This is a genomic window from Sphingomonas plantiphila (assembly GCF_046000505.1).
GTDB lineage: Bacteria > Pseudomonadota > Alphaproteobacteria > Sphingomonadales > Sphingomonadaceae > Sphingomonas > Sphingomonas plantiphila.
Genome location: NZ_JBELQC010000001.1, coordinates 380091 through 404126 on the forward strand (window position 1 = coordinate 380091; position 24036 = coordinate 404126).

Here is a 24036-nt window from a genome sequence, read left to right on the forward strand (position 1 = left end):
CGCGACGGACTGTAACGGGCAGCGCGCCGCTGTGAAGCTGACGAATTCATATGGCGTTCAAGCCGGTTGTCGTGTGTGCTCGATGATAATCGTGGGAGGTCGGAATGAAGAAGCTGATGATCGCGGCGGTAGCGGTGGCGCTGCTTCCGGCAAGCGCGCAGGCGATGAGCGTCGCCGAGTTCCTGGCCAAGGCGAATGCGCTGAAGGCGAAGGGTTTCCTCGCTATCGGCTCGCCCGACATTCAGCTGCTCAAGAGCGAGATGGAGACCGTCGCCAATGCCTATCGCACCGACATCGATGGCGCGCGCAAGGCCGGACGGACGCCGCACAGCTGCCCGCCGCCCAAGGGCAAGGCCAATATCGGCAGCAAGGAGTTGATGGCCGAGTTCGAAGCGATTCCACCCGCAAAGCGTGGAATGAGCGTCAAAGCCGCCTTTTATGCGATGATGAAGAAGCGTTTTCCTTGCAAGCGATGATGGGGCTTAGCCGAGCAGACCAAGGCCGAGCAGCAGCAACCCGAACAGCGTCACGATAAAGCTGATGAAGAACAACAGCACGATCGTTCTTATCAGCGCGCTCCACCCACGCAGGCGATAAGCGCCCTTGAGCTGGAAAAAAATGTGCGCGACCGGCGCGAAGACGGCGATGGTCGACAGCACGCTCATCGACAGGCCCAGCGCGGATCCGATCAGCAGCGCGATGAACAGCAGCGACATAAAGGCGAGCGAATAGGTGACGAACACCGCGTGATCGTACCCCTTAAATCGCGGTCGCCACAGGAACATCGCCCAGACGAACGGGATCGAGATCGGGATCAACGCCCAGCTGAATTTGTAGCTGTTGGTCTGCAGCTTGTAGAGCGCGAGGCCGGGATTTGTCTCCGCCTTGTGGATACCCTTGTCGAGCCGCGCCCATCCGGTCTTGAAGTTCGGGCGATAGCGGTTGCTGCCGTCGGCGACCGGCAGGACGTTCTTGAGGCCATCCAGCTCGGTGGTCAGCTCTTCGATCCGCTGGTCCAGCTTGGCGGCGCGCTCGCTGCCGGGCTTGGCTTCGGCCCGATCGGCCTTCGCTTCGGCGAGATTCTCGCCCGTTTCCTTGATCGCCTGTTCCATACTCAGCTTGAACTGGGCCGAGGTTCCGATCTCCGCAGGGGGCGAGATGCCCATGATCTGCAACACCGCGAACATGGTGAAGACCGAAAACAGGAACATTGCCATCGGGGACACGAAATGCGCGCGCTCGCCGAAGATGTACCGCCGCGTCAGCTCGCCCGGCCGGAAGGCGAGCAGCGGCAGCGTGTGCCACAGCTTCCCTTCGAAATGGACGACGCCGTGCAGGATCTCGTGCCAGATCGCGCCGATCGTGCGATGAACATGCCCCACCTGGCCACAGCGATGGCAATGCGGGCCGATCAGTTCGGTCCCGCAGTTGAGACAGATACCCGGGCCATGGTCGCCTGCAGTGCCATGGTCCCGCTCGACCGCCCGGCCGAACAAAGCCCCCGTGACCAGATCGCCCGCTGCCTCGAATTCCCCCATAAAGCCCCTCTACCAGCTTGGAAAAGACAGCGCGATAGGGACTTTTGCGTCGCAGCATGTTAGCGAACCGCGCCATGGAACAGGATGCCGACACACTGATCGCCGACATGGGTGCACGCGCGCGCGCCGCCGCCACGGCGCTCGCGGCCATGCCGACTGCGCGCAAGGCGGACGGGCTGCGCGCCGCTGCGGCCGCGATCTGCGCGGACGCCGAGACGATCCTTGCCGCCAATGCGCGTGACGTCGAGGCAGGGGCGGCCAATGGTTTGTCCGGCGCGCTGCTCGATCGCCTGCGGCTCGATCCGGCACGGCTGGAAGGCGCGGCCAAGGGGGTCGAAGCGGTCGCTGCGCTGGCCGATCCCGTCGGCGCCGTGATCGATTCGAGCGAGCGGCCCAACGGGCTCAGGCTCAGCCGGGTGCGTGTGCCCATCGGGGTGATCGGAATCATCTATGAAAGCCGCCCCAACGTCACAGCCGACGCGGCGGCGCTGTGCATGATGAGCGGCAATGCCGCGATCCTGCGCGGCGGATCGGAGGCGGCGCACAGCAATCGCGCGATCCATGCCGCATTCTCGCGCGGGCTGACCGACGCCGGCCTGCCCGCCGACGCAGCGCAGCTGGTGCCGACGACGGACCGGGCTGCGGTGGGGGCGATGCTGAAGGCCGACGGCGCCATCGACCTGATCGTCCCGCGCGGCGGCAAGAGCCTGGTCGCACGCGTTCAGGAAGAAGCGCGCGTCCCCGTGCTCGCGCATCTCGACGGCATCTGCCACCTGTATATCGATCGCGCCGCCGACCCCGAGATGGCGGTGAAGCTCGCGGTCAACGCCAAGATGCGACGCACCGGCATCTGCGGCGCGACCGAGACTCTGCTGGTCGACCGTGCCTTCGCTGACCCGGCAAAGATACTGGCCGCGCTGGGCGACACTGGCTGTGAATTGCGCGGCGACGCCGATATCCGCGCGATCGAACCGCGTACGGTCCCGGCCAGCGCCGAAGACTGGGACACCGAATATCTCGATTCGATCCTGTCGGTCGCGCTGGTCGACGGGGTCGAGGGGGCGATGGCGCATATCGCCCGGCATTCCAGCCATCACACCGATGCCATCGTCACCGAAGCCGCGGACACGGCCGAGCGATTCCTGAACGGCGTCGATAGCGCGATCGTCATGTGGAACGCCTCGACCCAGTTCGCCGATGGCGGCGAGTTCGGGCTGGGCGCCGAGATCGGTATCGCCACCGGCCGCCTCCATGCCCGCGGCCCGGTCGCGCTGGAGGGGCTGACGACGTATAAATGGGTGGTGCGCGGGACCGGCCAGGCGCGCCCTTGAAGCGCGTCGGCCTCCTCGGCGGATCGTTCAACCCGGCGCACAAGGGGCACCGGGCGATCTCGCTCCATGCGTTGCGCGCACTGGGGCTGGACGAAGTGTGGTGGATGGTGTCGCCGGGCAATCCGCTCAAGGATGCGAAGGGCGTGGCGCCGTTCGCCGCGCGGATGGCATCGGCCCGCGCGATGGCGCGCCATGCACCGATCCGCCCGACCGCGGTCGAGAAGCGACTCAAGACCCGCTACACCGTCGATACGCTGACCAAATTGCCGCGGCTCTATCCCCGCCATCGCTTCATCTGGCTGATGGGCGCGGACAATCTTGCCCAGTTCGATCGGTGGAAGGGGTGGCGCACGATCGCCCGACAGGTTCCGATTGCGGTGATTGCGCGGCCGGGCTATGATCGCGACGCCCATGCAAGTCCTGCCATGGGCTGGCTGCGGCGTTACAAGCGGCCCGCAAGCCAGGCGAAGAACTGGACGAAGTGGAGTTTGCCGGCCCTGGTGCTGTTGCGCTTCCGCCCCGACCCGACTTCGGCGACCCGCCTGCGCGCCGCCGACCCCGGCTGGCACCGGCGATATTCCAGCGTCCGCGCCGCCGCGACGCACCCCTTACCCTAGCCCAGGAGTCACCTTGCCCGCTTCCCCAAATACCGATGCCCCCGCCGCCACCAAGGCCGCGGTCAGCGATGGCGCCGAGGCGCTGCATCGGATGGTCCTGAGCTCGCTAGACGACGATCAGGCGGTCGAGACCGTATCGATCCCGCTCGCGGGCAAGAGCAGCATCGCCGACTATATGGTCGTCGCCAGCGGCAAATCGACGCGTCAGGTCGCGTCGATGGCGCAGAAGCTGTCCGAGAAGATCAAGGCCGAGTTCGGCCGTAGCCCGCGGGTCGAGGGGCTTCCCACCGCCGACTGGGTATTGATCGATGCGGGGGACGTGATCGTCCATCTGTTCCGGCCCGAAGTGCGGACATTCTACAACCTCGAGCGCATGTGGGCGTTCGGAGACACGCCAGCCACCGGCAACGCCTGATGCCGACGCCCGGCACCTGATCCGTGCTGCTGCATATCGTCGCGCGCGGGAAGATCGGCCGCAGTCCCGAGGCCGAATTGGTAGACCGCTATGTCAAGCGCGTCCCATGGCCCGTGCGCGTCACCGAGCTGCCGGATACCGGAGGCAAATTGCCGGCGACCGAACCCGGCACCCGCATCGTGATGTTGGACGAGAAGGGGGAGAACCTGCCTTCTCGCGTCTTCGCCGAACGACTTCAGGCGTGGCGCGAGGACGGGGTGCGCGAAGCCCGATTCCTGATCGGCGCGGCTGACGGGTTCGACGATGAGGCGCGCGCGCAGGCCGATCTGCTCATATCCTATGGCCGAGCGACCTGGCCGCACCTGATGGCGCGTGCGATGCTCGCCGAGCAATTGTGGCGCGCGACCAGCATCCTTTCCAACCATCCCTATCACCGCGAGGGATGAGGGTGCGGCGCCTCCTTCCGCTCGCGCTCGTGCTCGCGATCACCGCATCGGGCGGGATTAGCCTCGCCGCGCTTCACGCACAGGCCCCGACGCTCGCCGAGCAGCAGGACCAGCTCAAGGCAGCGAACAAGGCGGCACAGGATGCCGAGGCACGCGCCCGACGACTCCAGCGCGCTGCCGCGACCGAGCGCGACGAAGCGCGGCGGGCAAAGACGCGCGAGGCCGCGATCGCCGCGAGTATCCAGGCGGCCGAGGCGGAGATCGTCGCGGCGCGCGCGCGCATCGCGATCGTCGATCGATTGCTGGACCGTCAGCGCAGCCGACTGGCCGAACGCCAGGGCCCGATCGCCCGCCTTGTCGCCGCGCTCCAGTCCTTTGCCCGCCGCCCGGCGGCGCTGGGACTGGTCCAGCCGGGGTCGACGCGCGATATCGTCCATGTCCGCGCCGTGCTGGGCGCGGTCACCCCGGTCATGCGCGAACGTACGGCCGACATCCGCGCCGAGGTGGAGCGGACCCGCCGGTTGCGCGAAGGCGCGCAGACGGCGGTCAAGAGCCTCGCCGACGGCCGCGCGCGGCTGCAGAACGAGCGATTGGCGCTGGTGCGGGCGGAGGCCGGGCACCGGCTGCGGTCGGTCGGCTATACCCGCGATGCGATGTTCGAATCGGACCGCGCGCTGGCGCTCGGCGAACAGGCGCGCGATCTGGTCGACCTGATGGACACGCTCGGCGCCGCGGCGGAGACGCGCGCCGCGCTCGAGGCGTTGCCCGGCCCGCTTCCCCGCCCGGCGGAGGGGGACGACACCGAGCCGGTGGACGCCACACCGCCCCCGGCGCGCAGCGGACCGCCGCCCTATCGCCTGCCGGTCGCGGGCAGCGTCGTCACCGGGCTGGGAGAATTATCGGACACCGGCGTGCGCTCGCGCGGGCTAACGCTCGCGACCTGGCCGGGCGCGCAGGTCGTCGCGCCGACCGGCGGGCGCGTCATCTATGCCGGTCGCTTTCGCCGTTATGGCAACATCGTCATCCTCGATCACGGCAAGGGCTGGACCTCGCTGGTCGCCGGGCTCGACCGGGTGATGGTACGCGTCGGTGACGAGCTGATCCAGGGCGCCCCGATCGGCCGCGCGCGACCGGGCGATGCGCCGCGCATCACCGTCGAGCTACGCCGCCAGGGCCGCCCGGTCGATCTGGCGCAGCTGCTCGACTGATGCCGTATCGCCGCCGCGCGCTTGCCGCTTTGCCGCCACGCCGATCCGGTCTATTCTGCCCCAAAGCCCTGCCAGGAAAGTAATGCGTATGATCCGTCCCCTCCTCCAGGTCACCGCCGCCGTCGGCGCGCTCGCGCTGATCCCGGTCACCACCGGCGCGATGGCGAGCGTGGACACCTCCAGCTATCGCGAACTCGACGCGTTCATGGACGTCTATACTCGCGTGAAGGCCGATTATGTCGAGAAGGTCGACGATGCGACGCTGATCAAGGGCGCGATCGACGGGATGCTCGCCAGCCTCGATCCGCACAGCTCCTATGTCGACGCGCTGGCGTTCGACAATATGCGGCTCCAGACCGACGGCAATTATGGCGGCCTCGGCCTTTCCGTCACGATGGAGGACGGTGCGGTCAAGGTCATCACGCCGACCGAGGATACCCCCGCCTGGCGCGCCGGGATCAAGGCGGGCGACTATATCACGCATATCGACGGCAAGCTGATCTATGGCGGCACGCTGGACGAGGCGGTGAGCCAGATGCGCGGTGCGCCGGGCAGCAAGATCAAGCTGCGCATCGTCCGCGCCGGCCGCGAAAAGCCGCTCGAGCTCGAACTGACCCGCGAAACCATCGTGCAAAAGGCGGTGAAGTGGGAGGTGCAGGACGGCATCGGCATCCTCAACATCAACACCTTCAGCGCGTCGACCGCGTCCGACATGCGCGCCGGCATCGCGGCGATCGAGAAGCAGCTGGGCGGCAAGCCCAAGGGCTATGTCATCGACCTGCGCGGCAATGGCGGCGGGTTGCTCGACCAGGCGATCGAGGTGAGCGACGCCTTCCTGTCGCATGGCGAGATCGTGTCGCAGCGCGGCCGCGACAAATCGGATATCGAGCGCTGGTACGCCAAGGCCGACGATCTGGCGCGCGGCCTGCCGCTGGTCGTGCTGGTCGATGCGGGAACCGCCTCGGCGTCGGAGATCGTCGCGGGCGCGTTGCAGGATCATCATCGCGCGCTGGTGCTGGGCGAGAAGAGCTTCGGCAAGGGATCGGTCCAGACCCTGCTCCAGCTCGGACCGCGCACCGCGCTTCGCCTCACCACCGCGCGCTACTACACGCCGTCGGGCCGTTCGGTGCAGGAAGGCGGGATCGAGCCCGATCTGCCCGTGCCGCAGATCTCCGACCCCGACTACAAGTCGCGCCCGGTGTTCCGCGAGGCCGATCTGCGCCGTCACCTGATCAACGAGACCAAGGTCGATAACGCGGTGATCGAGGAAGATACCAAGACCGACCCACGCTTCGCCGCCACCGCGGAAGAGCTGGAGAAGAAGGGCATCAAGGACTTCCAGCTCCATTACGCGCTGCAGACCATCGGCCGCATCGGCGCACCCGCGCGCATGGCCGGCGGCGGCACGGCGAAGGCCGGGACGCGCTGAGGCCCGGCATGCCACCGCGCCGCATCGCCCAGCTGCTCGCCCTGCTCATCCCGCTCGCGCTGATCGGCGGGGCGCTGGTCAGCCAATATGGCTTCGGCCTGTTCCCGTGCGAGATGTGCATGTGGCAACGCTGGCCGCATTACACCGCGATCGTGCTCGCCGCGCTGTCGTTCGTCGTGCGCCCGGCGCGCGACGCGCTGGTGGGGCTCGCGGCGATCGCCATCGCGATCAGCGGGGCGATCGGTGCGTTTCACGCCGGGGTGGAATATGGCTGGTGGGAAGGGCTGACCCGCTGTGCCACCACCTTCTCGGCAGGCGAAGGCGGGCTGGAGGCGATCCTGAACGCACCGCTGATCCGCTGCGACGTCGCACCCTGGGATTTGTTCGGCGTCTCGCTCGCCGGATGGAATGCGATCTTTTCCCTTGGTGGTGCGTTGGTGATCGCAGGGCTGATGCTGAAAGGTCGCCGCAGATGAAGTGGAAGCCGGGAGATCCCCGCCACGATGTCGGCTCGATGATCCGGGTGGATCAGGCGGGCGAATATGGTGCGACGCGCATCTATGCGGGTCAGCTTGCGGTGATGGGCGACCGCCACGCCATGGCGCGCGCGATTTCCGGCATGGCGAATCAGGAGGAGCGGCACCGCGCCTATTTCGATGCGCTGATCGCCAAGCGCGGCGTGCGACCGACCGCGCTGCAGCCGATCTGGAACGTCGCCGGGTTCGCGATGGGCGCGGCGACGGCAGCCATCGGGCCGACTGCGGCGATGGCATGCACCGTGGCAGTCGAGACCGAAATCGACCTCCACTACCAGGAACAGCTCGACGCGCTCGGTGCGGATGACCCCGAACTCGCGGCGGCCGTCGCCGAGTTTCGTGCGGAGGAGCTCGAGCACCGCGATTCGGCGCTGGCATCCGGTGCCGAGATGGCACCCGCCTACCCCTTTCTCGCCGGAGCGATCCGGCTGGCATGCAAGGCCGCGATTGCGGTTTCGAAACGCATTTGATGGTCGCAAGGAGTCGATGACGATGAAAACGATCCTGCTCTCGATCACGGCGGCCGCCGCCGCATTCACCGTTCCCGCGCTGCCGGCTGTCGCGCAGAACGCCCCCCAGAACGGCGTGCTGGTCATCTATGGCGACGACAAATGCCCGACCAATTCCGACGGCGACGAGATCGTCGTCTGCGTGCGTCGTCCGGCGGGCGAGCGTTTCCGCATCCCGCAGGAATTGCGCGATCAGGAAGTCGCACCGTCGCAGGAGAGCTGGGCCGTGCGCCAGCGTTCGGCACTGACCGCCGGCGATACCGGGATCGGCAGCTGCACGACCGTCGGCCCGGGCGGCGGCATCGGCTGCGCCACGCGCGATATCCAGGCGGGCAAGGCGGAGGCGGATCGCCGCAAAAAGGCCGAGCAGGTTCTTCCCGACTGACCAGGACGCGACGGCGCATTGCCCTGAACGATGCAAGCCGGTAACCGGCGCGCGCCTTGTTCGTGCGGGGAGTGTCGATGAGTTCGGTTTGGTCGCGCAGGCGCTGGCACGCGCCCGCGTTGTTGTTCGCGCTGGTCTGGCTGTCCTGCGTCTGGTTCGGGTCGTGGGCGTTCAACCCCAACAGTGCGACCCGCATCCTCGCCGCCACCGCGATCGCCGAGACCGGCAGCGCCCGTATCGACGATTTCGGCGACATGACGATCGACAAGGCGCAGTTCGACGGCCACCTCTATATGGACAAGGCGCCGGGCATGACGCTGATGGCGCTGCCCTTCGTCGCCGTGACCAACTGGGCGACCGACCGTACCAGCTTCGACATCGCGCACCGGATGTTCGATCCGGGCGCGGAGGCGTTTCTGCGCCTGCGGATGCGCATCGCCATCGCCTTTACCGGCGCCGTCCTGACGGCACTCGCCGCGATCGCGTTGCTCGATCTCGGCACCGGCATCACGGGCAGCCGCACGGCGGGATTGTTCACGGCGAGCGGATTCGCCTTCGGCACGATCGTCTGGGGGTGGACTACCACCTATTTCGGGCATGCCGCGACCACCGCGCTGTTCGTCATCGCGCTATGGGCGGTGTGGAAGGGGAGCAACGGCGACAGACCCGGCCGCCATGCCCTGATCGCCAGCGTCGCGCTCGGCTGGGCGGTGGTGGTGGAGCACAGCGCCGTGCTCACCGGCGCGCCGATCGCGCTCTGGGCGCTCTGGCGCCTGCGCAGCTGGGATCGCCCTGCGCAGCTACGCACGCTCGGCCTCTCGCTCACCGGCGGCCTGATCGCTGCGATCCCGCTCTTCGCCTATAACATCGCGACCTTCGGTGATCCGTTCCAGACCGGCTATTCGGGCGTGGTCGGGTTCGAAGGGATGAAACAGGGCTTTTTCGGGCTGACCTATCCCAAGCCCGACGTGCTCTATGAAATCCTGATCGGCAAGCGACGCGGCATCATCTGGGTCGCGCCGGTGCTGGCACTCGCGCCGTTTGGGATCTGGACGCTGCTGCGCGATCCGGCGCGGCGCGACATCGGTGCGGTCGCGGCGGTCGGCGCGGTGATCTGCTTCCTCTATCACGCGGCCTATGTCTATTGGGACGGCGGCAACGCCACCGGGCCGCGCCACGCCCTTCCCGCCATCGCCTATCTCTCGATCGGCCTCGCCGGCTATTGGGGCAGCGCCAACCGCGTCGAGAAGTGGCTGGGCCTGGGCTTCCTGGTCGCCAGCATCGCGATCAACCTGATGCTCAGCGCGACCGAGATCCTCGCCCCCTTCGTCTTCCCGGCTCCCCTTACCCAATTCATCCTGCCCCGCTTCCTGGCGGGCGAGATCCGCACCATTCCCAACGAATTCTGGGGCTGGTCGCCGCTGGCCAGCATGGCGCTCTATCTCGGTCTCGCAGCGATCCTGGTGGTGCTGTTCGCGCGGGCGTGGGGCGTGAGAATGAGTCGCGGGTGAAACAACCGCGCGGGCGATCGGTTGAAGCGGCCAAAGGAGACTTCCCATGGCCGACGACCGTATTTTCGAAGACCTGAAAGCCGATCACGATCGCCAGCGCGACCTGCTCGCGCGGATCGCAGAAACGAGCGGCGACAGCGACGAACGCCGCGCCCTGTTCGAGGAGTTGCGCCAGGAACTGCAGGCGCACGCCGCAGCGGAGGAGGAATCGCTCTATGCGACGATGCTCGCCAATCCCGATCTGCGCGACGATGCGCGCCATTCGGTGAGCGAGCACAAGGAAGTCGACGACATGCTCGGCGAGCTGGTCGAGATGGACATGGCGTCGAGCGGCTGGCTCACCAAGTTCAAGTCGATGCGCGACCGCTACCTCCACCATATCGACGAGGAGGAGGAAGAGATGTTCCCCGAGGCGTCGAAGGATCTGGACGACGCCACCAAGGCAAAGCTGGCAGCGGTCTTCGAAAAGCGAAAGCCCAAGGAACTCGAACGCGCCGAGGACGAAATGCCCGGCGACGCGCGCGAGTAACTGACACAAATGTAACCGGCTGGACGGCGACGGCGAAGCGGCTAAGCTGCCTCTCAAAACAGGAGAGGCCCATGATCCGCATCGCTGCCGTCGTTGCCGCGCTGTCCGTGCTCGCCCCGATCGCGGCCGCCGAAACGCTGAAGGTCCCGGCCGGCGCCGATGCTCAGGAGCGGCTGCAACAGGCACTGTTGGACGCCAAACCGGGCGATGTGGTCGAAATCGGCAGCGGCCGGTTCGATCTGACCGATGGCCTCAGCCTCGACGTCGATCGCGTCACGGTGCGTGGCGCCGGGCCCGACAAGACCATCCTCAGCTTCAAGGGCCAGCTCGGCGCCGGCGAAGGCCTGCTCGTCACGTCCGACGATGTCGTGCTGCGCGGCTTCGCGGTGGAGGACAGCAGAGGCGACGGCATCAAGTCCAAGGGCGCCGACCGCATCGTCTACAAGGACATTCGCGTCGAATGGACCGGCGGGCCGAAGGAGACCAACGGAGCGTACGGCGTCTATCCCGTCTCCAGCAGTACGATTCTGATCGACGGCGTCACCGTGAAGGGGGCGTCCGACGCCGGCATCTATGTCGGCCAGTCGGAGCGGATCGTCGTCCGCAACTCGTTCGTCTCGCACAATGTCGCGGGGATCGAGATCGAGAACAGTAACCACGCCGACGTCTACGGCAACACCGCGACGCAGAATACCGGCGGCATCCTCGTATTCGACCTGCCCAACCTGCCGCGCATGAACGGCGGCGGGGTGCGCGTCTATGGCAACAAGGTGTTCGCCAACGACACGCCGAACTTCGCGCCCAAGGGCAATATCGTCGCGACGGTGCCGATGGGCACGGGCGTGCTGGTGATGGCGAATGATGGGGTGCATGTGTTCGACAACGACCTGTCGGAGCATGCGACCGCCAATGTGATCGTGATGTCCTATCGCGAACGCTACGACGACCCCAAGTACAACCCATATCCGCGCCATATCGTCGTGTCGGGCAACCGGCATGGGCGCGCAGGCTTTGCGCCGGGCGTCGAGGGCGGTGGCTTCCTCACCGCGGCATTCGGCGGCGCGGCACCGCCGGTCTGGTGGGACGGGAGCGGTGCGATCGACGCACTCGGCCTGCATGTCGCCGATCCGGTCCCGGTATTGAGCCTGGGCCTGGCGCCGGGCGCCCCGACGAGCTCGGCCAAGCCCGCCAAGGTCGAACTGAACGCACCCGCAGCGCCACGCCCGGCCGCCGTGACCCTGCCCGCCGCGATGGAGGCGGCGGCGCGGTGAAGCGCGCCGGACTGATCTTCCTCGCGATTGCAGGGGCACTGTTCGGCGTAGCGGCGGCGAACCAGCCCGTAAGGGTGAACGACGCTGCGATACTGCAGGACGGCTATTCGGCGAGGCTGTCGGACTATCGCTTCTTCGCCGACCTGACCGCGCGCGCCCCTTCGCCGCGGGTGATCGGGTACGATCTCGAAACCCCGCTCTTCTCGGACTATGCGCGCAAGCAGCGCTTCATCTATGTCCCTGCCGGAAAGTCCGCTGTCTATGATCCGAAGCAGGCGCTCGACTTGCCGGTCGGATCGGCGCTGATCAAGACTTTCGGCTATGGCGACGGGGCAGCGTTCCGCCCGCTCGAAACGCGCCTGCTGCTGCGCCGCGCCTCGGGATGGGTCGCCATCCCCTATGTGTGGAATGCGGAGGGCACCGACGCGATGGTGAAGCGCGCGGGCACGCGGTTGCCGGTCGCCTTCACCGACTCCGCGGGCCGCGCGCGGCAGATCAGCTATGCCGTCCCCAACCAGAACCAGTGCAAGGACTGCCACGCGCTGGCTGGCGCGATCACGCCGATCGGGGTCAAGGCACGCTATCTCAATCACGACGGCCAGCTCCAGACGCTGGTGCGGGCCGGACTGCTCGACCGCGTGCCCGCCGAGGCGCCGCGCGTCGCACGCTGGGACGATGCAAGCGCGCCGCTCGATGCGCGCGCGCGCGCCTATCTCGAGATTAACTGCGCGCATTGCCACAATCCGCAGGGGGCGGCGTCGAACTCGGGCCTGTTCCTCGAACTCGACCGCGCCGACCCGGTCGCGCTCGGCATCGGCAAGCGCCCGGTCGCGGCGGGGCGCGGGAGCGGCGGGCGCGCCGTCGCGATCCAGCCGGGCGATGCGGAGGCGTCGATCCTGATCTATCGCCTGCGCAGCACCGATCCCGGCATCGCCATGCCCGAACTGGGTCGCGCGACCGCGCATGAAGAGGGAATCGCACTGCTCTCGCAATGGATCGACTCGCTTCCGGCGCGTTGAGCGATTTTGACTCACCCGATCTTGCGGGTCATAGTCGCGTCAGGGGGATGACCGATGCGATGCAAACCCTTTGCGATTGCGCCGTGCGTGGCAGTCGCCCTGGCCGCTTTGCTGATCCCGCACACGCAGGCGGCGCAGACGATGCCGCCCCCGCCCCCGGTGATGCCTGCTCCGCCGCCGCCGCCGCCCCCACCACCACCGCCGCCGCCCGCGCCTGCCCCGGTCACAGAGAAAGAAGCCGACTCCGCCGCATGCACGCCGCGCGCCCGGACCGTCGCCGCAAGGCCGGTCGCGGGAAAGCCGAACGCCTCGACGGCGGTGCGCAGGGCGTCAGCCAAGACCGATTGCACGACCTGTCCGCCCCCATGCGACTAGCGGCGGCGCCCAGACGCGGCAGCCGCATCTGCGCGTGCGCTGTCGTGCTGGGGGTCGCCATGCTCGCCGGCTGCACGGCCCCGCCCGCGGAGCAGCCCGATGCCGACATGGTGACCTGTTCCGGCCCCGACGATTCCACCACGGAGAGCGCAAAACCGGCCAAGGGCCCCGCCGCGACGACGAAGCGATCCGACGGCACCCAATCCGATTGTCCGACCTGCCCGCCGCCCTGCTGAGCGCGCTGCGCCTCAGTCCTTGGGCAGGTTGAGCTTTGCCAGCGCCGCGAAGGGCCCGGTCTCGCCCTCGCTCAGCACGCCGGCGTCGCGCAACGCATCTTCGGCACCGGGGCTGCGCGGAAAGGGATCGAGCGCCAGCGCCAGCGTTTCCGCCGCCGCTTCCCCCAGATCGATCGCGCCACCGCTATAGAAGACGGTGTCGCAATCCTCGTCCGACAGTTCGACCTCGTCACCCGAGACGTCCCCTTCGGCCACGAACCGGATCGTGAAGTCCTCTTCGACGGTCGCCGGGACAGGCGCGCCGGTTACGCTGCACGGCTGGACCACCGCGCCGGAGAGATGGCCGTGCGCGATAATCCCCGTGGCATCGCGGCGCACCCCCATCTCCGCCACCAGCCGATCGATGGAAATCAGGCCGAAGCGCCGCGCGAGCGCCGCGCGCTCCTGCGCATCCGCCTCGATCGCGACGCGCCGCTCGCCCGCGCCGATGGTGCTGAGCGATTCGGTCCGTGAGAATTCGGGCGTCATGCGGGCAGGCTCCCTGCCTGCAGCGCGTCGAACGACGTCGTTGCCAGCGCGGCATGGAGCTGCCGCAATCCGGTCGCGCTATGCTCCAGCGCCGCTTCGCCGGGATGTGCCCCGCGATACAGGTTGCGCAGCAACGCCTCGGCAAAGGCGCCCGCGTCCGCCCCGGGCGCCAGGGCGGTGCGGAACGCGTCGAGCCGTCCGCCGACCAGCCCCATGATCTTGCCCATCCGCTTGCCGATCACGACGTCGCCGACGCCCAGCTGGCGCAGCTGGCCGTCCATGTCGTCGACGAAACACTCGGTCAGCCGCGCCGCCATCTCGCCCGCCTCAGGCTTGGATTCGAGCCGCAGGATGACCAGCGCGAACACGCTGGCGATCATGTCGAAGCGCCCGTCTACCGTGTCGGGCACGCCGCCCGCCTCGTACCAGTGCGGTGCGCGCCCCTGTTCCACCACCGCGCCATACAGCGGCGCCGCCGGATTCTCCGCCTTGCGACCGGTCAGCCGCTGCCACAAACTCATCGTCTCGCTCCAGATATCCTCACGGCGCTTGTTTGCCGGGGCCGGGCCGCATATTGAGGGGAACGGCGTGCGATGCAATGCGTACGCGGGTACCCGTGCTTGGGAGAGTGAGTTTGATGAAGTCCGCCCGTCTCCTTACCGCCGCAGTCTGCGGGGCCGCACTGCTGGGCGCCGGGGCCTGCGCGCCCCTGCGCGGCTATCAGGGCTATGTGGTCGATGCGGATCTCGTGAACTCGGTGCAGCCGGGCGTCGACAATCGCGAATCGGTGCTGCAGACACTGGGCAAGCCGACGCTGACCAGCCAGTTCAACCAGGGCGAGTGGTATTATGTCGGGCGCGCGACCCGCAACTACGCGTTCAACGATCCCAAGGCGAAGGAGCAGACGACGCTCCGCATCCGCTTCGACGACAAGGGCACGGTGACCGAGGTGACCCGCACCGGCGCCGAGCAGATCGCGTCGATCAACCCGTCGGACAAGAAGACGCCGACGCTCGGCCGCGAGCGCGGATTCTTCGAGGATCTGTTCGGCAACATCGGTACGGTAGGCGCGCCCGGCACCGGCGGTGGTCCGGGCGGGCCGTAGCCGATCCGATCCCTTTCGTTTCGCTGAATCGATCATTCCCGCCGCGTTCAGTCGGCACACTCTAGTTTCTCCTTCATGCCGGGACACCGGTTTGAGCTTAGGAGGAATTGCAATGAGAAAGATGATCGCAGCCGCGCTGATCGCGACCGTCGCCATGCCGGTGATGGCCCCGACCGTCGCCAGCGCCCAGTCGCGTGCCGAAGTGCGTCGCGACCGTCAGGACCTGCGCGAGCAGCGCCGCGACCTGCGCGATGCCCGCCGCTATGGTTCGCAACGCGACGTGCGGCGTGAGCGCCGGGACGTGCGCGAAGCACGCCGAGAACTGCGCGAAGACCGTCGCGACTATCGCCAGGATCGCAACCGTCGCTGGGGCCGCGACGACTGGCGTCGCTATCGCAGCACCAATCGCGGCGTCTATGCCCGTGGCAGCTGGCGGGCGCCGTTCCGCTATCAGGGGTTCCGCGCAGGTGTGCGGATCGCACCGAGCTATTATGGCAGCCGCTACTATATCTCGAACCCGTGGCGCTACCGCCTGCCCCCGGCCGGACGTTACCAGCGCTGGGTCCGCCATTATGACGATGTGCTGCTGGTCGATACCCGCCGCGGCTATGTCGTCCGGGTGATCCGCAACTTCTTCTGGTAACGCGAAAAAATAGCCGCGTCGGCGGATACGCTGCCGACGCGGCCCGAACATGGTTTCGGCCCCGAAAGGGATAAGGACCGAATGCCCAAACGCGCTTGATTCCATTTGGTTCATCGCGCGTCAGGCAGATGCCGGGCGTCGCCCCGCTTCTCGTGCTCCAGTGGCAAAGTGTGGGGTGCAAGGGCGCGGGGCGGCGCCCGGCATCAAGCCGTCCGATCCGTTCGCATCAGCGAACCGTGAACAGTACCTGATCCGACACGCGGCCACCGGGCGCGATCAGCCGCAACCGGTGCCGCCCCGGCCCCGCCAGCACCATCGGGCGCGCGTCCGCCGTGCCGAGGTCGCGGCCGTCGAGCTGCAGCCGATGCCCGGTAACCTCGCCCGACACGGTGATGGCCATCCGCTGGCGATCGATCGGGATATCGGGATCGAGCGCATAGACGCTCCCTGCGACCGGGCTGACGATCCGCGGCCGCCGCGCCACCGCCGGTGCGGTCGCGACCTCCGCCATCGCGGTCCCCTTCAGGAAATATTCGCGGCGCGGCTGTTCGATGTTTCCGGCAAAGCGGATCGCGCGGTCCTCGATCCCCTCCGGGCGCGGCGGGGCGCGCCCCGGGCGATCGGCGTGCAGCGCCATCATCACGTCGCGCCACACCGGCGCTGCGCCGCTGGTGCCCGACACCGCCCGCATCGGATCGCCCTCGAGGTTCCCGACCCACACGCCGACCGTGTAGCGGTCCGAGAAGCCGATGCACCAATTGTCGCGCATCGCTTTCGACGTGCCCGTCTTCACCGCCGCCCAGAATGGCAGGCGCAGCGCCGAATCCATGCCGAAGGTCGATGCGCGCGCATTTGGATCGGCGAGCATGTCGGCAACCAGCCATGCGGCCTGCGGCGTCGTGGTCACACGCGGCGCGGGGGACTCTTCGCCCTTGCGCACATGCAGCGGCGCCCAGCGGCCGCCCCGCGCGAGGCTGCGATAGGCGGCGACCTGCTCGACCAGCGTGACCTCAGCCGATCCCAGCGCGAGGCTGTAGCCATAATAATCGCCGCTCTCGGTCAGGCCGCGATAGCCGGTATCCCATAGCCGGTCGCGAAACGCCTCCACCCCGGTCAGGATCAGCGTGCGGACGGCGGGCACGTTGAGCGAACCGGCCAGCGCCGATCGCGCGCTCACCGGCCCCTTGAATGCGCGGTCGTAGTTCTGCGGCACGTACAGCCCCGATGCGGTGTCGAGCTGGACCGGTGAATCGTCGAGGATTGAGGCGGGGGTGAGATAGCCCTTCTCGATCGCCTGCGCGTAGAGAAAGGGCTTCAGCGTCGACCCCGCCTGGCGGTAACTCGACGCACCATCGACCGAGGGCGCGGTCGAGGCGCCGCCGATCCCGCCGACCCAGGCGCGAATCTCCCCGGTTTCATTGTCCGCCACCACCACCGCCCCGTCGCGCGCACGCGTCCCGCCCAGCCCGACCAGCTGGCGACGCAAGGCGCGGATCGCGATCTGCTGGATGCGCAGGTCGAGCGTGGTTTCGACGCGCAGCCCGGGCTCGGTGAGCATCCGATTGGCGAGATGCATCGCCAGCCCCGGGTCGAGCGCGAGGCTGCGCGCCGGGCCGAGCATCGAGGCGGCGGCGCCCGCGAATCGGCTGCAATCCCTGTCGCGCGACAGCGCACAGGCGCGCCGCGCCACGGTCGCCGCCCCCGCCGCCGGGTCGGGCAGCAAAGCCGCGAGCAGCAGGCCGTCGTCGCGGGTCAGTGCGTCGGGCGTCTTGCCGAACAGGCCCAGCGCGGCCGCGCCGATCCCCTGCGCCTCGCCGCGAAACCCGGCCAGGTTGAGATAGGCTTCGAGAATCTGATCCTTGCTCCACCCGCGTTCGAGCGCGGCTCCGGCGCGCATCTGGCGCAGCTTGTCGACCAGGCCGCGCGATCCCGGCGCAGCGAGTTCAGGCGAGAGATACGCCGCCACCTGCATCGACAGGGTCGAGGCACCGCGCGCGCGCTTGCCCTCGATCCGGTCGCGGATCGACCCGGCGATCGCCCACCAGTCGATGCCGTCATGGTCGCGAAACCGGCGATCCTCGGCCTCCGCGATTGCTTGCACCGCGGCGGGTGCGATCTTGTCGAGCGGAGTCCATGCCAGCCGCCGCGCCTGAAAGTCGACGCGCGATGAATCGAGCAGCCGCCCATTGCGATCGTAGAGCCAGGCTTCGGACGGCTTCCAGGCCGATACCGTCGCCCGATGCGACGGGAGCGGCGGCGGCAGCGTCGACCAGTCGATCGCGACATGCACCGCCGCGAGCGACAGGATCGCAGCGATGGCGATGCGCGGGCCGGTCCACCACATGCGATGCGTGACGGCTTCGGCGCGGGTCCAGAGGGACTTCGCTCGCCCGGTCAGAGATTGCAAATACGCCACATCCACCAGCCGTCACCCCCGCGAACGCGGGGGCCCATCTCCCGGACGACCCAAATCCGCGCCGGTGCGATTAGCGCCAGCGCAGGAGATGGGCCCCCGCTTTCGCGCGGGTGACGGAAGTGCATGGCTCACCGCTGCGCCACCACCATCGGCTGGTTGGGCACGGCGGCGCGGATCTCGGGCGAATACATCGCCTCGACCCGGCTCGGCGGCAGCTGGAGCCGTCCGGCCGCGTTCAACCGCATCGCATAGCTCACGCTGTGCGTCCCGCGCGGCAGCCAGGCGAAATAGCCACGCCAGGCGTCCTTGCCCCGCTCGACATAGCTGGTCCGTCCGCTGTCGGTGCCTTCGGCCAGCATCTCAGATTGCCCGCCGAGCGATCCCAGCACCGTCGCACCGGCCGGGACTGGATCGCTGATCACGACCCAGTTGCGGTCGGCGCTCGCCTCGACGGTCAGCGTCACGCGCAGCACGTCGCCGCGCGTCAGCACACCCTTGGTCTTGGCCTGAACCACCTCGACCTTGCGGGTCAGCTTGTAACCGGCGTTGAGCGGCTGGGTCAGCGGTACCGCCGCCCGCACCTGCACCGTGGCCCATGGCCCCGCACCACCCGACTGGCTGAGCGCCAGCGGCGTCTGCGCGGCGACCTTGGGCAGCGCGAAGACCAGGCTGCGTTGCGGATCGGGCAGCGGCCAGCCGCGCGTCACGGTCTGCGTCCCCAGCGTGGCAGTGGTGACGCCGGCCACCTGCTCGGCGGGATAGACGCTGGCGAACCGCCGCGCCGCGATCACGCCCCAGGCATTGGCCGTGGTCGTATCCCAATGGCCGCGCTGCTGGCGCAATGCGGCGCCCACCATCATCTTCGGTCCCTCGCCCTGGAAGCCCGGACGCCCCAGCGTCGCGGCCAGCGCCTTCAGCACCGCCTCGTCGCCCGATGCCATCATCCACCATGGCGTGTTGGCACTGTCGCTCAGATCGATCCGCGTGCCTTCATAGACGAGGCGGGTCTTGAGCACATTCTCCGCCGCCGCGCGCAGCTGTGCGCCGTTGGCGAGGCCCGGAACCTTGCCCAGCGCCGCGAGATAATCAGCCAGCGTCGAGCTCGGCATGTCCTGTGGCGTGATGCCGAGCTGGCCCAGCATCGCCGCCGACGCCGCACCCTGCCGCGCCAGCGCCGCGAATGCCGCGACCTTCTGCAGCCGGACATCGCCATAATCGTCGTGCCGCAGCCGTCCGTCGAGCACCGCCTTGAGCGCATCGATCATCCGGCCGCGCGGCCCGTCGGGGATCGGCAGCCCCGCCTCAGCGGTGATCGACAGGATATAGCTGGTCAGCGCCTCCGACCCGCGCAGCGAGTCCGATGGGAAGTAGCGCAGCAGCCCATCGCGATCGAGATAGACGGGAAGCTCGCCCGCCAGCCGGTTCCAAGCGCCCATGTCGCCCAAAGCAACGGCCTTCGATGTGCGCTGTTCGAAACAGCCATAGGGGTAGGCGGACATGTAATCGCGCACGCCCTGCAGCGGCGGGACCAGCGTGTCGGTGAGCCGGACGGTGACGTTGCCGACGCCCGGCAGCGCGCCCGCCGGCGGCTGGATCGCGACCGGCCCGCCCTCGCCCACGCGGACCAGACTTGCGGCCCAGGTTTCGACCGGGACGGCGGGCGCGATGTCCTGCGCCACGGTGATCGCGTCGGTCGCCTTGCCGCTCGTGTCGCGCGCCGTGACCTTCCACTGCAGGCGATCGAAGCCTGCGGGCGCGGTCAGGTTCCACGCGATCGGCACCGCGCCGCCCGCCGGAATCTCGACCGTAAGGTCGCGCCCGGTGGCGACCCGCGGCGACAGTTCGACCTTCGCCGTCACCTTCATCGGCTTGTCGGAACCGTTGCGCAGCGTGAATCCGGCGGAGAAGAAATCGCCATCGCGCACCAGCGGCGGGATCCCTGCGAAGATGCTCAGGTCCTGCGCGGTCCGCACCGCCGTCTCGCCCATGCCGAAGCCCTGCCCGCCTTCGCCCAGCGCGATCGCGACCAGCTTGAACGCGGTGAGCGCGTCGCTCAGCGGCACGTCGACCGTCGCGCGTCCCTGTGCGTCGAGCGGGACGGTGCCGCGCCACAGGAGCACCGGCTGGAAATTCTCGCGGTTGAGCGCGGACAGGTCGCCGCCGCCACCGCCGCCGGCCTCCACCGCCTTGCGGCCATAATGGCGCTTGCCGACGACCTGGGTCTGCGCGGTCGAGGTGAGGACCGACAGCGGGCGGTCGCCCATCATCGCCTTGAGCACGTCCCAGCTTTCGTTGGGCGCGAGCTGCAGCAGCGCCTCGTCCACCGCGACGAAGGCCACATGGGCGCTCGGCGCCACGCTTCCGTCGGGGTTCTTCACCGCCAAAGCCACCCTGGCGGTGTCGCGCGCGGCATAGCGTTCCTTGTCCGCCTTGACGCTCACGCTCATGCGATGGCCTTCCCAGCCGACCTTGATCCGCGCCATGCCGAGGCGATAGCTCGGCTTGGCCAGATCGACCGTCGCGGTCGGCTTGGCGCCCTCGCGCGAGAAGAAGGGCAGGTTCCAGCGGCGCGCCAGATCGGACCACCACAGGCTCCATCCGCCGATGCGTCCGCGCACCGCCATGACGGAGACATAGACGTCGGGGGCATAGACGCCTTTCAGCGGCACTTCGACGACCGGATTGTCGCCCGACAATTCGGTGACGAAACTCGACAGCACGCCTTCGCGCTCGACCGTGACCAATGCGGTGGCGTCGCGGAACGGCATGCGCACCTGGAAGCGCGCGGTGTCGCTCGACTTATACTCCTGCGCCTCGGCGATGACGTCCATCCGGTCGCCATTGTCACCGCCGAACCACCAGTCGTCCTCGCCCGCCAGCCACACCGATGTAGTCGCGCGCGCGACATTGCCCTTGGCGTCCTGCGTCGTCGCGACGGCATAGACCTCGCCCGACACGCCGGGGTCGATCTGGCATTGCGCCAGCCCCAGTTCGTCGGTGGTCGCCGAACAGGATGCGCCGATCTTCGTCGTGCGCATGTTGTTTTCATAGGCGTAGAAGCCGCCGATCAGTCGCCGCCGCGCGGTCAGGATCTCGCGGCTGTAGAGCGCGACCTGCACCTTCTGCCCCTTGATCGGCTTGCCCTGCGTATCGAGCGCGACGAAGCGCAGGCGCAGGTCGTCCTCCTTCATCAGCCAGCCGTCGGTCTTGATGCCCAGCTGCACGGCCGAGCTGTAAACGGGGATCGCGCGCGATGCGGTCAGCACCTCGCCATTGGCGTCCTGATAGTCCATCTCGACGCGCATCCGGGTGTTGCCCTCAAGCGTCTGGGGAATGTCGACGCTGGTCCGCGCGGTGCCGTCGGCGCCGAGCGTCACCGGGATGGTCTGCATCGGCGGAAGCTGCATCGCATCTTCCTCGCCATCGCCGTTGAGCGGCTTGGTCCCCTCCGCGATCGCGCGACCGCCGAAGCTGTAGCCGTCATAGCCATCGGGCGCATCGAACCGGTCGTAATAGCCGATGCGCAGCTCGACCGGCAGGTTCGACGCCCCGCCGCCCGAGAGATAACCGACGAACAGGTCCACCGGCAGCGTGCTCGGCTTCACCGCCGCTTCCTTGGGGCCCGCAACCGACGCCTTCATCGTCGGCAGCTTGTATTCGTCGACCTTGATCGACTGGCTGGTCCAGACCGCCTCTTCCTCGCCCGCCTTCGCGCCGGGTCTGACGAATTGCAGGTTGTAGTCGCCCATCGGCGCACCCTGCGGCACGTTCCAGCTGGTCTCGCCGGTGCCCGTGGCGCTGATCGTCACCGGTAATTCGAACTGCGTGTCCGATCCGCTGTGCGACAGGCGCAACTTGCCCGTGAAGCCCTTGGGCGTGACGAAGCCGCTCGCCACCGGGCGGCGCAGCACATGCTTCATGTTGACCCGCTCGCCCTGGCGGACCAGCGCGCGGTCGAACACGGTGTGGATGATCTCCTCGGCCGCCTGATAGCCATAGGGCAGGTCGAAATCATATGGGCGAATGCCCTCGCCCCACGCGGTCAGCGTGAAGCTCATGTCGTCGCCCTTGCGCGCCGAGACCATCAGCGGGTGCGACTCGTCGCTCTCGCAATTGCCCCAGCTCTGCGGCTCGGGAACGCCATCGACCACGGCAAGGCGGCCATATTGGTCGGTCTGGCCGGTCGCCAGCGCCTGTCCGGTGCAGCTGTCGGTGACCTTGACCGCTGCGCCCGCGACCGGCTTGCCGCTGTCGAGCGCGGTCACCCACACGAGCGAGCTTTCGCGGCCCCATTTGAAATGCACCGCCATGTTGGTGACGAGCGCTCCCGCCGCGACGTAACGCGGCGCATCGCGGCCGAGCAGCGCCTGGCCCAGCTGTGGCGAGGCGAGCTCGACGACATAGAAGCCCGGCTTGCCGAGCGGGATGCCGACGACCTCCATCTCCTTGCCCTTGGCCGGCAGACCGATGTCGATCGGCGCGCCCAGCTTGCCGGGCAGGATCGACTTGGCTCCGGTCTGGTTGATCCGCACCGTTTCGGCGCCGCGCTTCACCTCGTCGGATTTGTAGTCGTCGGCCTCATCGATGGTGCGCAGCCATTTGGCGATCACGCCGTCCGAGGCATCTACGCGCATATGCTGCCCCGCGACGGTCAGGCCCTTGCCCTGCAGCGCGGGTTCGACATTGCGGACGGTGACGGGCAGCACCCCGCCCTCCTTCGCCTCGAGGATGCCGAACGGCGCGGCGAACTTCACCAGCGGCGGCGCCTCGTCGAAGCGGATGTCGAGCGGGAAACGCTCGCCGTTGGACAGCGGACGTCCGCTCTCGTCCTTGATCCCGGCGGGCAGCACCAGCTTGGCGGCGGTGGCAGCGGGGAGCGGCCCGTCGAACTTGACGTCGCTAATGGTGTTGGCGCGCTTGTCCTCGTCGGACAGCTTGGGCGACAATTTCTTGCCGTCGGGCAGTTCGATGCGGATCGCCTCGGCGGCTTCACGCGGAATGCGCGCGGTGAAGCGGACCCAGGCCTCCTTGACCGGGTTGCACCCCGCCTGCGGGTTGACGCGCGAGCATTCGAAGCGCGCGGTGAACGGCTTGCGGACGGTGAAGTCGAACCGCTGGTCGGCACCCGCCGTCTTGCCCCCGGCCCCGGCGATCCCGGCGCCCCACACCAGCGAGACGTCACGCCCCGGCGGCAGCGGTCGCCCGCATTTCAGCGCGACGACGCCCGCGAGCACCTTTGCGCGATCCTCGGCCTTTTCGGGAAGCGTTTCCGCCATCCCAGAATCGCGCAGGAAGCTGCGCACTTCCCACCGCTCGGGATTGAGGTCCTGGAGCAGCTTGCCGGGCACGCTCGCGTCGAGCAGTTCGACCGGGATCTTCTCGCCGATCCCCTCGACCGCGCAATAGGCACCCCGCGCGATCGACTGCCGCGTCGCGGGCATGTTCGTGCCGATCAGAAAGACCTGATCCTCCTCGATCTCCCCGCCCCAGCGGCTCGGCAGCACCGCCTTCACCGTCGGCCCGCCGGCGTCGATCGTGAAGCTGCTGGTGCCGGTGACGGCATAGCCCGACAGGCTCTTGAGGCCGGACTTGAGCTCGACCTGACAGGTGGTTCCGCCGGGCAGCGGGTCGGCGAACTCCCAGACATAGGTCTGCTGGTCGACCCAGCGCCCCTCGCCCGAAACCGGGCATTTGACATCGATCGGGGAAGCCGCGCGCGGGTCGCCCAATGGCACCATCGCCTGGTTGAAGCGGACCGTGTAGCGCTCGATCGCGCCATCGCCCATGCCGGGGGTGGCGAGCACGACCTGCGGGCTCGAATCGCCCCATGCGGCGATCGGCGCCAGCGCCAGTGCGAGAACCGCGGCAACGCGTGCGAAGTGCTTCATCGGTCCCTCCCCCTAGCAGGAGCGGGGAACCTACCGGCCCCTTCATGGTCGAGTCCAGAGACAGCGTCGCGAAGATATCGATTTCGGAAGCCGGGCGAAGC

At 68.2% G+C, this 24036-nt stretch carries 22 protein-coding genes; 16 read left to right on the plus strand and 6 right to left on the minus strand.

The annotated features are described in order from the left end of the window. Positions 1–104 precede the first annotated feature (104 nt). On the plus strand, positions 105–476 hold the full coding sequence (locus ABS767_RS01805; RefSeq protein ID WP_408076652.1) for a hypothetical protein: 372 nt from the start codon (positions 105–107) through the stop codon (positions 474–476). Positions 477–482: 6 nt separating this feature from the next. Here ABS767_RS01805 and ABS767_RS01810 read toward each other — a convergent pair whose 3' ends face one another. After that, positions 483–1538, minus strand: a complete 1056-nt coding sequence (locus tag ABS767_RS01810) for a DUF3667 domain-containing protein (RefSeq protein WP_408076653.1) — start codon at positions 1536–1538, stop codon at positions 483–485. A 74-nt stretch (positions 1539–1612) separates the two neighbouring features. Between ABS767_RS01810 and ABS767_RS01815 the strand changes: the two genes are divergently transcribed. The 13 genes from ABS767_RS01815 to ABS767_RS01875 all read left to right on the plus strand — a co-directional run bounded on the left by ABS767_RS01815 (position 1613) and on the right by ABS767_RS01875 (position 12744). Next, positions 1613–2869: a glutamate-5-semialdehyde dehydrogenase gene (locus ABS767_RS01815; RefSeq protein ID WP_408076654.1), complete on the plus strand. Its 1257-nt coding sequence runs from the start codon at positions 1613–1615 to the stop codon at positions 2867–2869. Then, positions 2866–3486, plus strand: a complete 621-nt coding sequence (locus ABS767_RS01820) for a nicotinate-nucleotide adenylyltransferase (protein WP_408076655.1) — start codon at positions 2866–2868, stop codon at positions 3484–3486. Before ABS767_RS01815 ends, ABS767_RS01820 begins: the two co-directional genes overlap by 4 nt. A 91-nt stretch (positions 3487–3577) precedes the next feature. Next, positions 3578–3901 (plus strand): ribosome silencing factor, encoded by a 324-nt coding sequence (rsfS, locus tag ABS767_RS01825; RefSeq protein ID WP_408078635.1) that lies wholly within the window; start codon positions 3578–3580, stop codon positions 3899–3901. Between the two features lie 23 nt (positions 3902–3924). Next, positions 3925–4347 (plus strand): 23S rRNA (pseudouridine(1915)-N(3))-methyltransferase RlmH, encoded by a 423-nt coding sequence (locus tag ABS767_RS01830; RefSeq protein WP_408076656.1) that lies wholly within the window; start codon positions 3925–3927, stop codon positions 4345–4347. Next, positions 4344–5555, plus strand: coding sequence for a murein hydrolase activator EnvC family protein (locus ABS767_RS01835; protein ID WP_408076657.1), 1212 nt, complete (start codon positions 4344–4346; stop codon positions 5553–5555). Before ABS767_RS01830 ends, ABS767_RS01835 begins: the two co-directional genes overlap by 4 nt. 88 nt (positions 5556–5643) lie before the next feature. Continuing rightward, positions 5644–6984 (plus strand): S41 family peptidase, encoded by a 1341-nt coding sequence (locus ABS767_RS01840; protein WP_408076658.1) that lies wholly within the window; start codon positions 5644–5646, stop codon positions 6982–6984. Between the two features lie 8 nt (positions 6985–6992). Beyond that, positions 6993–7460 carry a disulfide bond formation protein B gene (locus ABS767_RS01845; RefSeq protein ID WP_408076659.1) on the plus strand — a complete coding sequence of 156 codons (468 nt, stop codon included), beginning with the start codon at positions 6993–6995 and terminating at the stop codon, positions 7458–7460. After that, positions 7457–7990 carry a demethoxyubiquinone hydroxylase family protein gene (locus ABS767_RS01850; protein WP_408076660.1) on the plus strand — a complete coding sequence of 178 codons (534 nt, stop codon included), beginning with the start codon at positions 7457–7459 and terminating at the stop codon, positions 7988–7990. Before ABS767_RS01845 ends, ABS767_RS01850 begins: the two co-directional genes overlap by 4 nt. Positions 7991–8012: 22 nt before the next feature. Continuing rightward, entirely contained in the window at positions 8013–8414 is a 402-nt protein-coding gene (locus ABS767_RS01855; RefSeq protein ID WP_408076661.1) for a hypothetical protein, read from the plus strand. Between the two features lie 77 nt (positions 8415–8491). Next, positions 8492–9925 carry a hypothetical protein gene (locus ABS767_RS01860; RefSeq protein ID WP_408076662.1) on the plus strand — a complete coding sequence of 478 codons (1434 nt, stop codon included), beginning with the start codon at positions 8492–8494 and terminating at the stop codon, positions 9923–9925. A gap of 46 nt (positions 9926–9971) precedes the next feature. Continuing rightward, positions 9972–10454, plus strand: coding sequence for a hemerythrin domain-containing protein (locus tag ABS767_RS01865; RefSeq protein ID WP_408076663.1), 483 nt, complete (start codon positions 9972–9974; stop codon positions 10452–10454). 71 nt (positions 10455–10525) lie between these two features. After that, positions 10526–11725: a parallel beta-helix domain-containing protein gene (locus ABS767_RS01870; RefSeq protein ID WP_408076664.1), complete on the plus strand. Its 1200-nt coding sequence runs from the start codon at positions 10526–10528 to the stop codon at positions 11723–11725. After that, positions 11722–12744 carry an SO2930 family diheme c-type cytochrome gene (locus ABS767_RS01875; RefSeq protein ID WP_408076665.1) on the plus strand — a complete coding sequence of 341 codons (1023 nt, stop codon included), beginning with the start codon at positions 11722–11724 and terminating at the stop codon, positions 12742–12744. The genes ABS767_RS01870 and ABS767_RS01875 overlap by 4 nt, the downstream gene beginning before the upstream one ends. Positions 12745–12755: 11 nt before the next feature. Here the strand turns inward: ABS767_RS01875 and ABS767_RS01880 are convergent, their stop codons facing one another. The 3 genes from ABS767_RS01880 to ABS767_RS01890 all read right to left on the minus strand — a co-directional run bounded on the left by ABS767_RS01880 (position 12756) and on the right by ABS767_RS01890 (position 14404). Next, positions 12756–13082: a hypothetical protein gene (locus ABS767_RS01880; protein WP_408076666.1), complete on the minus strand. Its 327-nt coding sequence runs from the start codon at positions 13080–13082 to the stop codon at positions 12756–12758. Between the two features lie 285 nt (positions 13083–13367). Beyond that, complete coding sequence (locus ABS767_RS01885) at positions 13368–13883, minus strand: YceD family protein (RefSeq protein WP_408076667.1); 516 nt, start codon at positions 13881–13883, stop codon at positions 13368–13370. Then, on the minus strand, positions 13880–14404 hold the full coding sequence (locus ABS767_RS01890; RefSeq protein ID WP_408076668.1) for a ubiquinol-cytochrome C chaperone family protein: 525 nt from the start codon (positions 14402–14404) through the stop codon (positions 13880–13882). The genes ABS767_RS01885 and ABS767_RS01890 overlap by 4 nt, the downstream gene beginning before the upstream one ends. A 116-nt stretch (positions 14405–14520) precedes the next feature. On the opposite strand from ABS767_RS01890, the gene ABS767_RS01895 reads away from it, so the two are divergent. Both ABS767_RS01895 and ABS767_RS01900 read left to right on the plus strand, forming a co-directional pair. Continuing rightward, positions 14521–14988, plus strand: a complete 468-nt coding sequence (locus ABS767_RS01895; protein WP_408076669.1) for an outer membrane protein assembly factor BamE — start codon at positions 14521–14523, stop codon at positions 14986–14988. 112 nt (positions 14989–15100) lie between these two features. Beyond that, the gene (locus tag ABS767_RS01900; protein WP_408076670.1) at positions 15101–15631 is read left to right on the plus strand and encodes an RcnB family protein; all 531 of its coding nucleotides are present in this window, start codon (positions 15101–15103) and stop codon (positions 15629–15631) included. A 226-nt stretch (positions 15632–15857) separates the two neighbouring features. Here ABS767_RS01900 and pbpC read toward each other — a convergent pair whose 3' ends face one another. Both pbpC and ABS767_RS01910 read right to left on the minus strand, forming a co-directional pair. Continuing rightward, on the minus strand, positions 15858–17975 hold the full coding sequence (pbpC, locus tag ABS767_RS01905) for a penicillin-binding protein 1C (protein WP_408076671.1): 2118 nt from the start codon (positions 17973–17975) through the stop codon (positions 15858–15860). A gap of 200 nt (positions 17976–18175) precedes the next feature. Continuing rightward, complete coding sequence (locus ABS767_RS01910; protein ID WP_408076672.1) at positions 18176–23935, minus strand: alpha-2-macroglobulin family protein; 5760 nt, start codon at positions 23933–23935, stop codon at positions 18176–18178. Positions 23936–24036: the final 101 nt, after the last annotated feature.

What these genes read in the sequence shown, in the direction of transcription:
- ABS767_RS01845 (WP_408076659.1), top strand. Translation starts at nt 6,993, where the DNA reads ATGCCACCGCGCCGCATCGCCCAGCTGCTCGCCCTGCTCATCCCGCTC.
- ABS767_RS01805 (WP_408076652.1), top strand. Translation starts at nt 105, where the DNA reads ATGAAGAAGCTGATGATCGCGGCGGTAGCGGTGGCGCTGCTTCCGGCA.
- ABS767_RS01835 (WP_408076657.1), top strand. Translation starts at nt 4,344, where the DNA reads ATGAGGGTGCGGCGCCTCCTTCCGCTCGCGCTCGTGCTCGCGATCACC.
- ABS767_RS01855 (WP_408076661.1), top strand. Translation starts at nt 8,013, where the DNA reads ATGAAAACGATCCTGCTCTCGATCACGGCGGCCGCCGCCGCATTCACC.
- ABS767_RS01870 (WP_408076664.1), top strand. Translation starts at nt 10,526, where the DNA reads ATGATCCGCATCGCTGCCGTCGTTGCCGCGCTGTCCGTGCTCGCCCCG.
- ABS767_RS01885 (WP_408076667.1), bottom strand. Translation starts at nt 13,883, where the DNA reads ATGACGCCCGAATTCTCACGGACCGAATCGCTCAGCACCATCGGCGCG.
- ABS767_RS01865 (WP_408076663.1), top strand. Translation starts at nt 9,972, where the DNA reads ATGGCCGACGACCGTATTTTCGAAGACCTGAAAGCCGATCACGATCGC.
- ABS767_RS01900 (WP_408076670.1), top strand. Translation starts at nt 15,101, where the DNA reads ATGAGAAAGATGATCGCAGCCGCGCTGATCGCGACCGTCGCCATGCCG.
- ABS767_RS01810 (WP_408076653.1), bottom strand. Translation starts at nt 1,538, where the DNA reads ATGGGGGAATTCGAGGCAGCGGGCGATCTGGTCACGGGGGCTTTGTTC.
- ABS767_RS01910 (WP_408076672.1), bottom strand. Translation starts at nt 23,935, where the DNA reads ATGAAGCACTTCGCACGCGTTGCCGCGGTTCTCGCACTGGCGCTGGCG.
- pbpC (WP_408076671.1), bottom strand. Translation starts at nt 17,975, where the DNA reads ATGTGGTGGACCGGCCCGCGCATCGCCATCGCTGCGATCCTGTCGCTC.
- ABS767_RS01895 (WP_408076669.1), top strand. Translation starts at nt 14,521, where the DNA reads ATGAAGTCCGCCCGTCTCCTTACCGCCGCAGTCTGCGGGGCCGCACTG.
- ABS767_RS01890 (WP_408076668.1), bottom strand. Translation starts at nt 14,404, where the DNA reads ATGAGTTTGTGGCAGCGGCTGACCGGTCGCAAGGCGGAGAATCCGGCG.
- rsfS (WP_408078635.1), top strand. Translation starts at nt 3,578, where the DNA reads ATGGTCCTGAGCTCGCTAGACGACGATCAGGCGGTCGAGACCGTATCG.
- ABS767_RS01860 (WP_408076662.1), top strand. Translation starts at nt 8,492, where the DNA reads ATGAGTTCGGTTTGGTCGCGCAGGCGCTGGCACGCGCCCGCGTTGTTG.
- ABS767_RS01850 (WP_408076660.1), top strand. Translation starts at nt 7,457, where the DNA reads ATGAAGTGGAAGCCGGGAGATCCCCGCCACGATGTCGGCTCGATGATC.
- ABS767_RS01840 (WP_408076658.1), top strand. Translation starts at nt 5,644, where the DNA reads ATGATCCGTCCCCTCCTCCAGGTCACCGCCGCCGTCGGCGCGCTCGCG.
- ABS767_RS01815 (WP_408076654.1), top strand. Translation starts at nt 1,613, where the DNA reads ATGGAACAGGATGCCGACACACTGATCGCCGACATGGGTGCACGCGCG.